Origin of the sequence: Spirillospora sp. NPDC048819 (assembly GCF_040650055.1) — a bacterium.
Lineage (GTDB): Bacteria > Actinomycetota > Actinomycetes > Streptosporangiales > Streptosporangiaceae > Spirillospora.
On sequence record NZ_JBEZGN010000015.1, the window covers coordinates 1 to 14,075 of the forward strand.

Genomic DNA, 14,075 nt, shown 5'->3' on the forward strand with positions numbered 1-14,075 from the left:
TCGGCGAGATCCTCCGCGAGGTCAAGGCCGCCGGGGTCACCGTCCTGCTCATCGAGCAGAACGTGCACTTCGCCGCCACCGTCGCCGACCGCCACCACCTGCTCGCCGAGGGCCGGATCGTCGAGTCCATGGACAACGACGAGGTCCTCGCCCGCGAGAACGAACTCCTGCAGTACCTCGGAATCTAGGAGAGCCCTGATGAGACTTCTCGGACGTTCGGCCGCGCTCGCGACCGCCGGAATGATGCTGGCCGCCTGCGGGGGCGGTCCCGGCGGGGGCGGCGGCAAGATCAGCGACGACAAGCTCGTCCTCGCGGTGCTGACCGACCAGTCGGGCGTGTACGCCGACCTGTCGGGCAAGAACGCCGTCGAGGCGGTGAAGATGGCCGTGGCCGACTTCAAGGCCAAGCACGGCGACAAGGCGGTGACCGACAAGATCGAGGTCATCTCCGCCGACCACCAGAACAAGCCCGAGATCGCCAACTCCAAGGCGCAGGAGCTCTACGACCGGCGGCAGGCCGACATGATCGTGGACGTGCCGACCTCCTCGGCCGCGCTCGCCGTCGCCAACATCGCCAAGACCAAGAAGAAGGTGTTCATCGACACCGGCGCCGCGACGACGGAGCTGGAAGGCAAGCAGTGCAACAAGTACACCTTCCACTACGGCTACAACAGCTACATGCTCGCCCACGGCACCGGCACCGGAGTGACCCAGGACGGCGCCAAGAACTGGTACATCGTCTACCCGGACTACGCGTTCGGGCAGGACATGGAGAAGACGTTCGGGGAGGCCGTCAAGGCGGCCGGCGGCACGGTGGTGAAGAGCGACCCGACGCCGTTCCCCAACGACAACTTCTCCACGTTCCTGCTGAAGGCGCCGAACCTCGACCCCAAGCCGGACGTGCTCGGCGCCATGCAGGCGGGCGGTGACCTGGTCAACCTGGTGAAGCAGTACAACGAGTACAAGCTGCGCGACAAGGGCGTGAGCCTCGCGGTGGGGCTGATGTTCCTGACCGACATCCACTCCCTCACGCCGGACGCCCTGGCCGGGACGCGCTTCACCGACTTCTGGTACTGGAACGCCGACGAGGGCAACCGCGCCTGGGCCGACAAGTTCAAGGCCAAGACGGGGACGCGTCCGACGGCCGTCCACGCGGCCGACTACTCGGCGGCGCTGCAGTACCTGGAGGCCGTGCAGCGCGGCGGCACCGACAAGTCCGACGAGGTGGTCAAGCAGCTCGAAGGCCACAAGGTCGACGACATGTTCACCTCCACCGGGACCATCCGGGCCGCGGACCATCTGCTCGTCCACGACTCCTACATCGCGGAGGTGAAGCCGTCGAGCGAGGTCAAGGAGCCGTGGGACTACGAGAAGATCGTCAAGACGATCCCGGCGGCCGAGGCGTTCCAGCAGCCCGACCCGGCCTGCAAGCTCTGAGGCGGGTCGCGACGTGCTTCAGCAGGCGTTCAACGGCCTGGTGGGCGGGGCGTTCTACGCCCTGCTCGCCCTCGGCCTGTCCGTCATCTTCGGGATGCTGCACGTGGTCAACTTCGCCCACGGCGCGTTCTACATGCTCGGGGCGTTCGGCTCGTACGTGCTGCTCGACTCGTTCGGCGTGAGCTTCTGGGTGGCGCTGCCGCTCGTCCCCGTCGTGCTGGGCGTGGTGGGCGTGGTGCTGGAACGGCTGTTCATCCGCCGTCTGACGCCCCTGGACCCGCTCTACAACTTCCTGTTCACCTTCGGCCTCGCGCTGATCCTGCAGGATCTCGTCAAGCGGCAGTACGGCGTGCAGTCGCAGCCGTACCCGCGTCCGTCCGCGCTGCGCGGCTCGCTCGACCTGGGGTTGTTCACCTACCCGGCCTACCAGGTGTTCGTGCTCGCGTTGTCGCTGCTGGTGTGCGGGACGGTGTGGGTGGTCCTCACCCGGACCCGCATCGGCATGATCGTCCGGGCGTCGACCGAGCGGCCCGAGCTGACCCGCGCGCTCGGCATCGACGTCGCCCGCTGGGTGACGCCCGTCTTCGGGTTCGGCGTCGCGCTGGCGGGCTTCGCCGGCGTTCTCGCCGCGCCGATGCGGGCGGTCAACCCGCTGATGGGCGCCGACCTGATCATCACGGTGTTCGCCGTGGTGGTGATCGGCGGCCTCGGCTCGGTGTTCGGGTCGGTCGCCGCGGGCTTCGCGGTCGGGCTCGTGTCGGCGCTCGGCAACTACTACGTCCCGTCGCTCTCGCAGACCCTGGTGTTCATCCTGATGGCCGCCGTGCTGCTGTGGCGCCCCGCCGGGCTGTTCGGCCGCGAGGAGGCGACGATATGACCCCCATCGTGATGACCGGCACCGTGATGACCAGCACCGCGGCCACCGGCGCCGTGATCGTCGAGGAGACGCAGTGATCCTCTCCAAACTGGCCGGACGGCCGTTCCTGCTGACCGCGGGGCTGCTGGTGGCGCTCGGCCTGCCCTGGTTCGTCTACCCGCCGGTCGCCATGGACATCGTCTGCTGGGCGCTGTTCGCGGCCGCCGTCGACCTGCTCCTCGGCTTCACCGGGCTGCTGTCGTTCGGGCACGCCGCCTTCTGGGGCGGTTCCGCGTACGTCACGGGACTGATCGCGCTTCACTCCGGTCTGCCGTTCCCCGTCGCCGTACTGGGCGGGGCGGTCTTCTCGGCCGTCCTCGCCGTTCCGATCGGGTTCCTGTCCGTCCGGCTGCGCGGCATCTACTTCGCGATGGTCACCCTCGCCTTCGCCCAGATGGTCTACTTCGTCGCCAACCAGTGGCGGGACGCGACCGGCGGGGAGAACGGCCTGCAAGGCATCCCCAAGGAACTGTTCGGGCTGGACCTGTCCGACCCGTTCTTCTTCTACTACGCGGGGCTTCCCTTCATCCTGGCCGGACTGTTCGCCGCCTGGCGCATCGTCCGGTCCCCGTTCGGACGAGTGCTGATGTCCATCCGTGACAACCCCGCCAGGGCGCGGGCACTCGGATACAGCATCGACCGGTACAAGCTGCTCGCGTTCGTCCTGTCCGCGGGGCTGTCCGGCCTCGCCGGCGGCGTGTTCACCATCAGCCACGGGTTCGCGTCGCTGCAGGGCGTCTACTGGACGACCTCCGGGCAGGCCGTGATGATGGTCGTCCTCGGCGGCATCGGCACCCTGTGGGGCGGCGCCATCGGCGCGGCCCTGATCGTGGAACTGCACGACTACCTGGCCACGGCCGGGTTCGAGGAGACCGGGATCATCACCGGCGCCATCTTCATCCTCGTCGTCCTGCTGTTCCGCCGCGGCGTCTGGGGCACCGCCCGCGACCTGATCGCCGCCCGCAAGAACCGCGATCCCGCCGCCCCCGAGAACAGCGACACCAAGGTCGGCGCCCCCGTATGAACGGTGTCCGTCTGGACACGCCGACGCGATGAGGGAGCGGGACCAGGTCCCCGCTCCCTCATCGCGTCAGCGGGAGAGGCGGTGGAGGCGGAGGGCCAGCTGGAGTTCCAGGGCGCGTTCCGGGGTCTGCCAGTCCTCGCCGAGGAGGTGGCCGATGCGGTCCAGGCGCTGGCTGACGGTGTTGACGTGGATGTGCAGGAGCCCGGCCGTCCTCGACAGGCTGCCACCCGTCCCGAAGTAGGCCTCCAGCGTCTGGACGAGCGCCGTGCCGCGCCGCTCGTCGTAGCCGAGGACGGGGCCGAGCGCACTGGAGAGGAAGCCGGGGACGTCCCGGTCGTCGCCGATCAGCAGGCCGACGAAGCCGAGTTCGCTGGCGTCGGCCCCGTCGCCGAGGCGTCCGAGGGACCGCAGGGCGTCCGCGCAGCGCTGCGCCTCCCGGTGGGCGGACGCGACATCGGCCGGCCCGCGCACCGGGCCCGCGGCGCCGATCGTGGCGGGGCCGCCGAGGGAGGCGCCCAGCTCCTTGGCGACCCAGCGGGCCGCCTCTCCCGGGCGGTCGCCGGGCAGCAGCAGAACGATCTCCTCGGCGCGGGAGGCGGCCAGACCGCGCTCCACCGCCGCGTAGGACGACGCCCAGAACGCGGCCCGCTGCCTGAACTCCTGCGACCCGTACTTCGCGCACAGCACCACATGCGGGGCGCTCAGGTCGACGTTCACGCGCCGCGCGCGGGACATGAGCGCCTCCGCCCCGGTCTGGCGGCCGGAGAGCAGGTCGTCCAGCAGCTCGCCGCGCACCCGGCCCTCCGCCTCGGTCACGCTGCGCTGGAACAGCAGCAGCAGCGCGGTGACGAGCGCGGCCGGTTCGAGGATCCGCTGGTCGGCGTCCGACAACTCGTCCGCGGTGCGCAGCACCAGCGTCCCCAGCATCTCGTCGCCCGTGGACACCGACGCGATCCACAGATCGCCGCGCCTGACCGTCCGGCCTTGCGCGCGCGCGGAGTGCGCCGACGCCGAGACCCCGACGAGTTCGTCGGCGGTCAGGGGAGCCGACGCGGCGCCCGTCGTCGCGAGCTGGCGGCCGTCGGCGTCAAGGACGTGCAGGGTGCCGCCCAGCAACTCGGTCACGACGGCGCCGACGTCCTCCACGCCGCCGCCGCGAACGACGACGGCGGTCATGCGGTCGTGCGCGCGCGCCGCCCTCTCTACGGCCGCGCTGCGCGCCTTGACCTCCTCGTTGGCGGAGCTCAGCTCCTCCAACGCGGTGCGGGTCTCCTCCAGCAGCCGGGCGTTGTCGATCGCCACCGCGGCGTGCGCGGCCAGCGACCCGAGCAGCGCCACCTCCTCCGGCTCGAACGGACGCTCGCTGCGGTGCGCGGCGGTCAGAACGCCGATCACGCGGCTGCCCAGCCGCATGGGCACGCCCAGGATCGCGACGATGCCCTCCTCGGCGACCGCGTCGTCGATGAAACCGCGGTGCTGGAACTGCTCGTCCCCGAGATAGTGCGCGCTGGTGTAGGGCATCGCCGTCTGCGCGACCAGGCCCACGAGCCCGGTGCCCATCGGCAGCCGCAGCCGCCGGAACGCGGCCGACACCGAGCCGTCCGTGACCCGCATGTAGGTCTCGCCGCGCTCGTCGTCGTTCAGCGTCAGGTAGGCGATGTCGGCGTTCAGGAGCCGCCGGGCGCGGCGGGTGATCGCCTCCAGCACGGCGTCGAGGTCGCGCAGCCCCGCCAGGTCGCCGGCGGTGTCGAAAAGCGCCTCCAGCTCCGCCTCCCGCCGGGCGTGCCGCCGCATCACCGCCCGGACCCGCAGCGCCGCCACCTTGGCCGACTCCAGCTCCGCCAGCACGGCGGGCGGCGCGCCCTCCGCCCGCGCCTGGACGAGGGGACCCTCGAACTCGACGGGTGAGGCCTCACGGGCCAGGAGTTCGAGGAAGACGCCGCAGGTCATACGGGCCATTGTCAATGCGCCGTCCAGCCGCCGTCGAGGCCGAGGGACACGCCGGTCACCATCGACGCGGGCGGTGAGCACAGATACGCGACGAGCTCCGCCACTTCGTCCGGTTCGATCAGCCGTTTCACCGCCGCATGTTCAAGCATGATGCGCTCGATGACCTCGTCCGGGGGCATGCCGTGCGCGCGCGCCTGGTCGGCGATCTGCCGTTCCACCAGTGGGGTCCGGACATACGCCGGGTTGACGCAGTTGGACGTCACACCGTGCGGGGCGCCTTCCAATGCGATCACCTTGGACAGCCCTTCCAGGCCGTGTTTGGCGGTCACATACGCGACCTTGAACGGCGACGCGCGCAGCCCATGGACGGACGAGATGTTGACGACGCGTCCCCAGCCCCGCTCGTACATGCCGGGCAGCGCGTCCCGGGCGAGACGGAACGGGGCCTCCACCATCAGCCGCATGATCCGCGCGAACGTCTCGGGCGGGAATTCGTGGACCGGGGCCACGTGCTGGATGCCCGCGTTGTTGACCAGGATGTCGACGCCGGCGGCCAGCCCGCCGAGCGCGTCGGTGTCGGCCAGGTCGGCGAGCAGCGGGATCCCGCCGATCTCGGCCGCCGTCCGCTCCGCGGCCTCCCCGTCGATGTCGGCCACCACCACCCTGGCGCCCGCCGCCGCCAGCCGCCGCGCGCACGCGCGGCCGATGCCGCCCGCGCCGCCGGTGACCAGGGCGCGCCGGCCCGACAGATCCAGCGTCCCCGAAGTGCCCGCGGCCGGCCGCGGCGTCACGCTCGTCATGCGCAGAACCTATGAAGCGCGGCCCCAGGGTCCCATGTGGCGCGACCACACAATCCGATGGCGGCCGGTATGGCCCGCAGGTATTCACTCCGAGTTCCCCCTCCCACGTCCCGGACGGAAATCCGTGGGGCTACGGTTGGGCACGCACGGTCCGCCCACGCCGCGAGGGGTACCGATGACCGAGATCACGCATCGCTTCGTCCAGGCCGGCGAGTTGCGCATGCACATCGCCGAAGCGGGCGAAGGCCCGCTCGTGCTGCTCCTGCACGGCTTCCCGGAGTGCTGGTACTCCTGGCGCCACCAGCTCACCGCGCTCGCCGAGGCCGGCTACCACGCCGTCGCCCCCGACCAGCGCGGCTACGCCCGGACGGGCGGCCCCGCAGAACCCGGCCGGTACACGCTCCTGCACCTGGCCGGGGACGCGGTCGGGCTCATCGACGCCCTCGGCGCCGACCGTGCCGTCGTCGCCGGCCACGACTGGGGCGCACCCGTCGCCTGGGCCACCGCGCAGATGCGCCCGGACAAGGTGCGCGGCGTGATCGGGATGTCGGTCCCGCACCGTCCGCGTAGCAGCCGGCCGCCTGTCGAGTCCATGCGCCGCCTGTTCGGCGACGGCTTCTACATGGTCCGCTTCCAGGAGCCGGACGTCCCGGAGGCGGCGTTCGACCTCGACCGCGCCGGCACGTTCCGCCGGATGCTCTACGGAATGTCCGGCGACGGCCCGTCCCCGCCGCTGATCGCGCCCGACGGCGGCGGCATCCTCGACGTCCTCCCGGACCCGGAGAAGCTGCCCGGCTGGCTCACCGACGCCGACATCGCCGCCTACGTGGAGGAGTACGCCGTCAGCGGCTTCACCGGGCCGGTCAACTGGTACCGCAACCTCGACCGCAACTGGGAGCTGACCGCGGCCTGGCACCGCGCCCCGATCGGCCCGCCCGCGCTGTACATCGCCGGTGACCGCGACATCGTCGCCGTCGGGGCGCGCGGCGCGATCGACTCCATGACCGACTTTGTGCCGAACCTCCGCGACACCGTCTGGCTGTCCGGTTGCGGCCACTGGACGCAGCAGGAACGCCCGGCGGAGGTCAACGAGGCCGTGATCGGCTTCCTCCGCGGCCTGTGAGCGCGCCCGCGGCCCGGGATTGTCGGAGGCGGCCCGTACGGTCGTCGGGTGAACCGCACCGACCGCTTGTACGCCCTGGTGGAGGAGCTGCGCGCCTGCGCGCCCCGCCGCCTCGCCGCGCGGGAGCTGGCCGCGCGGTACGAGGTGAGCGTCCGCACTATCGAGCGGGACATCGGCGCACTCCAGCAGGCCGGGGTGCCGATCTTCGCGGACGTCGGCCGGGGCGGCGGCTACACCCTCGACAAGAGCCGCACGCTCCCGCCGCTGAACTTCACCCCCGCCGAGGCCGTCGCCGTCGCGATCACCCTGTCCCGCGCGGGCGGCTCACCGTACTCCCGCTCCGCCCGCACCGCCCTGCACAAGATCGTCGCCGCGATGTCGGCGGACGACGGCGCCTCGGCCCGCGCACTGGCCGCCCGCATCCGCATCCTCTGCCCCGCCGGGGACGCCGACCAGGCGTCCGTGCCGGCCGTGCTGGAGGAGGCCGTCCTGGCCCGCCGGGTCGTCCGCCTCACCTACGTCGACGGGGCGGGCACCGAGACCGAACGCGACGTCGAGCCCGTCACGTTCACCGCGTCCGGCAAGGGCTGGTATCTGAACGCCTGGTGCCGCCTGCGCGGCGGCCGCCGCGTGTTCCGCACCGACCGCGTCCGCCGCGCCGCCCTCCTGGAGGAGACCGCCCCGGAACGCTCCACCGAGTCCATGCACGGCGACATCCCACCCGACTACGTCGTCCGCCCCCTGGAGTTCGTCTGAGCACACCCGCCGGAGACGCTGCAGGCCCGCACGACGGGAGACGTGCGGGCCCGCGATGACGGTCAGCCGGTGTAGTTCGGCATCTTGGGGATGGGCTTGGCGACCGGTGGCCGCGACGGGGCGGGCTCGGGGTGGGTGGGGCTCGGCTCACCGGGTCGCCGGGTCGAGGGAGGGGCGGTGGGACGGCTGGCCGGGGTCGGTTCGCGGGGTGTGGCGGTCGGGGCGGGCGGGGCGGAGTCGGCGGCGGCCGTACCGGCGGCGAGGCCGGTGCCGGCCAGGCCGACGCCCAGCGCGACGGCTGCGATAAGGGACTTCAACTGCACTGGTGTTCCTTTCCTCGCTGTTTCATTTCCGGACGACGACAGGCGTGCCGATCGCCAGGTTCTGGGCCATCCAGGTGATGTCGTCGTTGCTGACCCGCACGCAGCCGTGGCTGACCTTGCCGCCCAGCGCCGACGCCTTGTTCGTGCCGTGGACCGCCAGCTGCCCGGGGCCGCCGGCGAACGTCGTCAGCGTCGGCGAGAAGCCGCTGAGCCCGAAGGCGTACGCGCCGTAGTCGCCGTCGGGGTCCGGCGGCTGGATCAGCTCGGTGAAGTAGAAGCGGCCGGCCGGGGTCGGCGTCCCGCCCTCGCCGGTGGCGACCTTGCCGGTGCGCAGTACCTTGTCGCCGTCGAAGACGGTGAACGTGAACGCCTTCGGGTCGATCTCCACGCGGTGGGACGTCGTCGACAGCTCGACGCCGGACGCCTTGACCCAGCCGGTGCTGCCGTTCGGCCGGACCGGCAGCAGCACCTTGAGCCAGTCGCCGTCCTTGGCGTCGACGAGGAAGACCCGGGTGGCGCCCATCTCGTTGGGGCTGGACAGCGTCTTCCAAGCCGCGCCGTCGCCCTTCCGCTTGTACACGGCGATCCGGCGCCCGCGCACGGTCGCTATTTCGGCACCGCCCCGCCCCTGCCCCGCCTGCCGGGGCCCGGTGGCCGCCGGGCGGTCCGCCTCGGGCGGGCCGTCACCTGACGTGCCGTCGCCCGGCGAACCGCAGCCGGCCGACAGGACGATCAGGGCGGCGACGACCAGGGCGCCGGTGTGCATTCTGACTTGGCGCATGCCGCGAGATGCTGGCGGAGGAGTGTGAAGAACCTGTGAGGCCGGTGTGATGATCCCGTGGTGCCGATCATGGGTCGCTTACGCTCGGGAGCCATGTGCGCGAATGTCCTGGTCGCGGAGGACGACATCAAGCAGGCGGAGCTGCTGCGCCGCTATCTCCAGCGCGAGGGGCACCGCGTGGTCGTCGTCCACGACGGGCGGGCCGCGATCGACGAGGCCCGCGCCCATCGCCCCGACCTCGTGCTGCTCGACGTGATGATGCCGGGCATCGACGGCCTCGACGTCTGCCGCGGGCTGCGCGCCGAGTCCGATGTGCCGGTGCTGATGCTGACCGCCCGCTCGACGGAGGACGACCTGCTGCTCGGCCTCGACCTCGGCGCCGACGACTACGTCACCAAGCCGTACAGCCCGCGCGAGCTGATGGCGAGGGTGCGCACGCTGCTGCGGCGGGCCGGGGGCGGCGAGCGGGTGTACCGGGTCGGCGGCATCACGGTGGACCTCGAGCGGCACACGGTGCTCGTGGACGGACGCGAGGTCGAGTGCACGCCCGCGGAGTTCCGCATCCTGGAGGCTTTGGCCGCGCGGCCGGAGCGGGTCCTCACCCGGGCACAGCTCCTGGCGCACCTGCACGGCTTCGACCGCTTCATCACCGAGCGCACGGTCGACGTGCACGTGAAGAACCTGCGGAAGAAGATCGAGCCGCGGCCGGGGCGGCCGGTCCGGTTGTGCACCGTGTACGGCGTCGGGTACAAGCTGGTCGGCGACCGTGCGCCATAGCCTGCTCGTACGACTGGTCGCCAGCTCGGTGCTGATCGCGGTGTGCTCGATCGTGGCGACCGCGTGGCTGGCGGCGCGCAGCACGTCCGGCGAGATCCGGGATCAGCAGGGCCAGACGCTCGCGCGTGACGCCCGCATCAACGACGCGCTGCTCGGCTACGCGGCGAGCCACCCGCGCTGGGACGGCGTCGGGGAGACCGTGCGCGAGCTGGCCCGGCAGAGCGACCAGCGGGTCGCGCTGGCGACCGAGGGCGGCGCCCGCATTGCGGACTCGGCGGCCGGCCGGCCGCCGCTGCCGGCACGCGCCTCGGCCGTCGTCGACCCGCTCGCCGTTGACGTCTCGCTGGTGCCGGGCGCGGCCACCGACCGGATCGACGCGCGTGCGGCCGGGCCGTTCCAGCTGCCGGAGTCCGAGCGGTTGCGGCTGCGCGAGGAGGTCGGCGCGCAGGCGGCGTGCCTGCGCCGCGAGGGGCAGCGCGCCACGGTCGTCGTCGGGCCCGGCGGCCGCCCCTACCTGCGCCGCGAGGGCGGTCAGACCGCCACGGCCCCGGCCGCGACCCGCCCGCGCGTGCCCGTCGGCGCGCCGCCCGGACGCGGCTCCTCCCCACCGCGGGCGGCGCTCGCGCGACCGTCCGGTGGCGAAGCGGTCCGGCTCACCGGCGCGCGGCCGGTCGTGGTCGCGACGACGCCGGAACCCGCCGCACCGGCCGACCCGCCGGAGACGTCGCCGCCGGCGAACATGCCCGGCGCGCCGACCGGCCCGCCCGTCGAGAGACCGGTGCCCCGGCCCACCGGGACACCGGACCTCGCGCCGCAGCCCGCGTCGTGCTCGCCGGACGCACCCGGGCCGACCGCCACCGAGAGACGCGCGCTCGACCAGCTCACCGCGCTGGTCCGGCAGTGCCAGCGGAGCCAGGTCGACGTCTGGCTGGACGAGACCGGCACGCCCGCAGCTCCGGCCGCGGCCGCCGAGTGCCTGGCGACCGCCCGTCGCACCCAGCTGAAGCCGTACGTCGCACCGGCCGCGCTGCTCTACATCGGCTCGCCGGAGGACCGCGCACCGGCCATCGACCCGTATCGCATCGCGGGAGTCACCGCGGTGATCCTCTTCCTGGCGGTCGGGGTCAGCGTGCTCGTCGCCACCCGGCTGGTGCGGCCGGTGCGTGCGGTCACCGCGGCGGTCCGGCGGATGCGGGCCGGCGACGGCTCGGCGCGGGTCATGGTCCGCGCCAAGGGCGAGGTGGGCGAGCTGGGCGCCGCGTTCAACGAGATGTCCGAGCACCTGGACCGCATGGAGCGGCAGCGCAAGGCGATGGTCAGCGACGTGTCGCACGAGTTGCGGACGCCGCTGAGCAATATCCGCGGCTGGCTGGAGGCCGCCCAGGACGGCGTGGCCGACCTGGACCCGGCGCTGACCGCCTCGCTGGTCGAGGAGGCCACGCTGCTGCAGCACATCGTCGACGACCTGCAGCAGCTCGCGCTCGCCGACGTGGGCAAGCTCCGGCTGCACCCCGAGCCGGTCGACGTGGCCGCCCTGGTCGAGCAGATCGCGACCGTCTACCGCGTCGCCGCCGAGGCCGCCGAGGTCGCGCTGGCCGTCGAGGTGACCGGCCGTCCCCACCTGGACGCCGACCCGGTTCGGCTGCGGCAGGCGGTCGGCAACCTGCTCGCCAACGCGGTCCGCTACACCCCGGCCGGCGGGCGGGTGAGCCTGCGCGCGTACGGCGACGGCGACGACGTGCTGATCGAGGTGGCCGACACCGGTCCGGGCATTGCGCCCGAGCACCTGCCGCACGTCTTCGACCGGTTCTGGCGGGCCGAGAAGTCGCGCAGCCGGCAGACCGGCGGCAGCGGCCTGGGCCTGGCCATCGTCCGCCAGCTCGCCGAGGCGCACGGCGGATCCTCGGCAGTACGCAGCGAGCCGGGCCGAGGCGCCACGTTCACCTTGCGACTGCCCCGCGCCCCGGGGTGAACACGGACGCCGGGTTGCACCGCCCCGCCGCCTTGCTGCGAGGGTGGAGGCAAATGCGTTGCTAGGGAGGATCGGTCATGGAACAGCGCACTCTGGGCCGCCAGGGCCTGGTGGCCTCGGCGATCGGCTACGGCACGATGGGCCTGACGATCGCCTACGGTCCTGCTGACGAGCAGGAGGGCATCGCCGCCATCAGGCGCGCGTACGAGCTGGGCATCACCTTCTTCGACACCGCCGAGCTCTACGGCCTGGGCACCGGCTCCAACGAGATCCTCGTCGGCAGGGCGGTCAAGGACTTCCGCGACGAGGTCGTCCTGGCGACCAAGTTCGGGTTCGACCTGTCGTCCGGGAGGATCTCCGGCCTCAACAGCCGCCCGGACAACATCCGCAAGGTCGCCGACAACAGCCTCCGCTACCTGGACGTCGACCACATCGACGTGCTCTACCAGCACCGCGTCGACCCGGACGTCCCGATCGAGGACGTCGCCGGCACGGTCAAGGAGCTGATCGAGGCGGGCAAGGTGAAGTACTTCGGGCTGAGCGAGGCGGGCCCGCAGACCATCCGCCGCGCGCACGCCGTCCAGCCCGTGTCCGTCCTCCAGACCGAGTACTCGCTGTTCGAGCGGGACGTGGAGGAGCTGCTCCCGGTGCTGCGCGAGCTGGGCATCGGGTTCGTGTCGTACTCCCCGCTGGGACGCGGCTTCATCACCGGCACCGCCAAGCCCGCCGGGTCCTACGACCCGACCGACATGCGCAACCACGATCCCCGCTGGCAGCCGGGCAACTTCGAGAAGAACCTGGCGGCCGTCGAGCGGCTCGCCGAGCTGGCCGCCGCGAAGGACGCGACGGTCTCCCAGCTCGCACTGGCCTGGGTGCTGGCCCAGGGCGACGACATCGTCCCCATCCCCGGCACCCGAAGCCCGAAGCGGGTCGAGGAGAACACGGCCGCCGCCGAGCTGACCCTGACCGAGTCCGACCTGGACGCCATCGCCGCCATCCTGCCGACCGGCGGCTTCGGCGCCCGCTACGCCGACGGCTCCCTGCCCACCTGGGTCTAGCGGGGAGCATGTAGGTGATGCCGCTGTAGGCCAGCGTCTCGTCGGCCCGCCCGACGCGGAACATCAGGCACGCCCGCAGTTCACCCCGAAGTTTCTCCTCAGATTCGAGCCAGAAGGTCGGGACGCCGTCAACCTCCGTTTCCCGCAGTTCCACTGCCGGCCTTCCTCAAAGCGGAATCTTCAGATGCCGGCAGGCGGCGATGAAATCGGCCACTTCATCGCCGGTTACGTAGCCCCATGGAATGACGGGGATCCGTGGGCCGCCCGCTGTCAGTTGGAAGCGTGCACGCTCGCGATCACCGGCCTGGTAGTAGGCGAAGCCGAAGACATGATGGGCGTCGACGTCGTAGGGATGCGGCCGTGCGGACGCGAGCCATTTCTCCGCTGCGGCGCGAATCTCCACCTGTACGTCCGGTTTCCTGAGGTGACTGTTGAAATCGTTGTCCAGCCCGTCATCGATGTTCCTGGAAGCGACCTCGATGTGGGCCATGGCGGTCATCGCGGTGACCGGATCGCCCGGAGGGGCGGCCGCCGCGGCCTGCCGCGCGCACTCCAGCATCTCCTCGTGCGAACCGCCCCACTTCTTCGCCACGCTCTGGATCCGCTGGTAGGTGCCGTGATACGAGGTCGGCCACCGTTCGCCGAGGTTGCGCCAGATCGCGTCCGCATCGCTTCGTGGAAGCTCAAGGCCCCTGGCGAACCTCAGCAGGCAGACCCACGGAACCGGATCGGACGGGAGCAACTGCGCAGCCGTCAACAACGGATGGTGGGCGGTTCGCAGGGTGGCGTGAAAATCGGCGAACTGCTGTTGCGACACATAGCGGGCCAACGCCATCGAGCGGATGCCCCACGCTTCCAGGACGATCGTGTTCCCCAGCCACAAGCCCAGGTCCGGATTCTGCGGGTCCGCACTCGCCAGGGCGCGGATGTCGGCGCTTCGGCCCTCGGCCGCCTGCGCGAGACCCGTCACGCACAGCGTTCGTCGCTCGGAGTCATTCCGCGTCTGCGCCAGCAGCCGCGCCCCGGCGGCAACGTCCCCGCGACCGACGGCGTCCACGGCCGCATCGAGAGCGTCGTCCCGCCAAGCCCGCCCAACCGTGACCGCGCCCTGCCCCGCCTTGGCCGATTTTCTCCGCAAAAATCCCACAGCGGAGAAGC

At 71.9% G+C, this 14,075-nt stretch carries 13 protein-coding genes and 1 pseudogene; 9 read left to right on the forward strand and 5 right to left on the reverse strand.

Translation table 11 applies throughout. The annotated features are described in order from the left end of the window. The 4 genes and pseudogenes from AB0C35_RS20795 to AB0C35_RS20810 form a co-directional block, all read left to right on the forward strand. A pseudogene (locus AB0C35_RS20795) lies at nucleotides 1–188 on the forward strand (ABC transporter ATP-binding protein); the annotation flags it as partial. Nucleotides 189–198: 10 nt separating this feature from the next. Beyond that, the gene (locus AB0C35_RS20800; RefSeq protein WP_358458184.1) at nucleotides 199–1,437 is read left to right on the forward strand and encodes an ABC transporter substrate-binding protein; all 1,239 of its coding nucleotides are present in this window, start codon (nucleotides 199–201) and stop codon (nucleotides 1,435–1,437) included. Between the two features lie 13 nt (nucleotides 1,438–1,450). Then, nucleotides 1,451–2,314, forward strand: a complete 864-nt coding sequence (locus tag AB0C35_RS20805; protein ID WP_358458186.1) for a branched-chain amino acid ABC transporter permease — start codon at nucleotides 1,451–1,453, stop codon at nucleotides 2,312–2,314. A gap of 73 nt (nucleotides 2,315–2,387) precedes the next feature. Then, nucleotides 2,388–3,377 (forward strand): branched-chain amino acid ABC transporter permease, encoded by a 990-nt coding sequence (locus AB0C35_RS20810; protein WP_358458188.1) that lies wholly within the window; start codon nucleotides 2,388–2,390, stop codon nucleotides 3,375–3,377. Between the two features lie 66 nt (nucleotides 3,378–3,443). Here AB0C35_RS20810 and AB0C35_RS20815 read toward each other — a convergent pair whose 3' ends face one another. Both AB0C35_RS20815 and AB0C35_RS20820 read right to left on the reverse strand, forming a co-directional pair. Further along, the gene (locus tag AB0C35_RS20815; RefSeq protein ID WP_358458190.1) at nucleotides 3,444–5,327 is read right to left on the reverse strand and encodes a GAF domain-containing protein; all 1,884 of its coding nucleotides are present in this window, start codon (nucleotides 5,325–5,327) and stop codon (nucleotides 3,444–3,446) included. Between the two features lie 11 nt (nucleotides 5,328–5,338). Further along, nucleotides 5,339–6,127: a 3-hydroxybutyrate dehydrogenase gene (locus tag AB0C35_RS20820; RefSeq protein WP_358458192.1), complete on the reverse strand. Its 789-nt coding sequence runs from the start codon at nucleotides 6,125–6,127 to the stop codon at nucleotides 5,339–5,341. A gap of 175 nt (nucleotides 6,128–6,302) precedes the next feature. Here AB0C35_RS20820 and AB0C35_RS20825 point away from each other — a divergent pair, with 175 nt between their 5' ends. Beyond that, the gene (locus AB0C35_RS20825) at nucleotides 6,303–7,250 is read left to right on the forward strand and encodes an alpha/beta hydrolase (RefSeq protein ID WP_358458193.1); all 948 of its coding nucleotides are present in this window, start codon (nucleotides 6,303–6,305) and stop codon (nucleotides 7,248–7,250) included. Nucleotides 7,251–7,298: 48 nt separating this feature from the next. Then, nucleotides 7,299–8,006, forward strand: a complete 708-nt coding sequence (locus tag AB0C35_RS20830) for a YafY family protein (protein ID WP_358458195.1) — start codon at nucleotides 7,299–7,301, stop codon at nucleotides 8,004–8,006. 62 nt (nucleotides 8,007–8,068) lie between these two features. Here AB0C35_RS20830 and AB0C35_RS20835 read toward each other — a convergent pair whose 3' ends face one another. Then, nucleotides 8,069–8,329, reverse strand: a complete 261-nt coding sequence (locus AB0C35_RS20835; protein WP_358458197.1) for a hypothetical protein — start codon at nucleotides 8,327–8,329, stop codon at nucleotides 8,069–8,071. A gap of 22 nt (nucleotides 8,330–8,351) precedes the next feature. Continuing rightward, nucleotides 8,352–9,110, reverse strand: a complete 759-nt coding sequence (locus AB0C35_RS20840; RefSeq protein WP_358458199.1) for a L,D-transpeptidase — start codon at nucleotides 9,108–9,110, stop codon at nucleotides 8,352–8,354. Between the two features lie 93 nt (nucleotides 9,111–9,203). Here AB0C35_RS20840 and AB0C35_RS20845 point away from each other — a divergent pair, with 93 nt between their 5' ends. From AB0C35_RS20845 to AB0C35_RS20855, 3 genes are all read left to right on the forward strand, one after another. Continuing rightward, on the forward strand, nucleotides 9,204–9,887 hold the full coding sequence (locus AB0C35_RS20845; RefSeq protein ID WP_358458201.1) for a response regulator transcription factor: 684 nt from the start codon (nucleotides 9,204–9,206) through the stop codon (nucleotides 9,885–9,887). Next, nucleotides 9,877–11,859 (forward strand): ATP-binding protein, encoded by a 1,983-nt coding sequence (locus tag AB0C35_RS20850; protein ID WP_358458202.1) that lies wholly within the window; start codon nucleotides 9,877–9,879, stop codon nucleotides 11,857–11,859. The genes AB0C35_RS20845 and AB0C35_RS20850 overlap by 11 nt, the downstream gene beginning before the upstream one ends. A 77-nt stretch (nucleotides 11,860–11,936) precedes the next feature. After that, on the forward strand, nucleotides 11,937–12,917 hold the full coding sequence (locus tag AB0C35_RS20855; protein WP_358458204.1) for an aldo/keto reductase: 981 nt from the start codon (nucleotides 11,937–11,939) through the stop codon (nucleotides 12,915–12,917). Between the two features lie 166 nt (nucleotides 12,918–13,083). Here AB0C35_RS20855 and AB0C35_RS20860 read toward each other — a convergent pair whose 3' ends face one another. Beyond that, nucleotides 13,084–14,064, reverse strand: a complete 981-nt coding sequence (locus AB0C35_RS20860) for a hypothetical protein (RefSeq protein WP_358458206.1) — start codon at nucleotides 14,062–14,064, stop codon at nucleotides 13,084–13,086. Between the last annotated feature and the right edge of the window lie 11 nt (nucleotides 14,065–14,075).

Excerpts from the sequence above, each read along its gene's own strand:
- AB0C35_RS20800 (WP_358458184.1), top strand. The coding sequence starts at position 199 with ATGAGACTTCTCGGACGTTCGGCCGCGCTCGCGACCGCCGGAATGATG.
- AB0C35_RS20815 (WP_358458190.1), bottom strand. The coding sequence starts at position 5,327 with ATGACCTGCGGCGTCTTCCTCGAACTCCTGGCCCGTGAGGCCTCACCC.
- AB0C35_RS20820 (WP_358458192.1), bottom strand. The coding sequence starts at position 6,127 with ATGACGAGCGTGACGCCGCGGCCGGCCGCGGGCACTTCGGGGACGCTG.
- AB0C35_RS20825 (WP_358458193.1), top strand. The coding sequence starts at position 6,303 with ATGACCGAGATCACGCATCGCTTCGTCCAGGCCGGCGAGTTGCGCATG.
- AB0C35_RS20840 (WP_358458199.1), bottom strand. The coding sequence starts at position 9,110 with ATGCGCCAAGTCAGAATGCACACCGGCGCCCTGGTCGTCGCCGCCCTG.
- AB0C35_RS20845 (WP_358458201.1), top strand. The coding sequence starts at position 9,204 with ATGTGCGCGAATGTCCTGGTCGCGGAGGACGACATCAAGCAGGCGGAG.
- AB0C35_RS20855 (WP_358458204.1), top strand. The coding sequence starts at position 11,937 with ATGGAACAGCGCACTCTGGGCCGCCAGGGCCTGGTGGCCTCGGCGATC.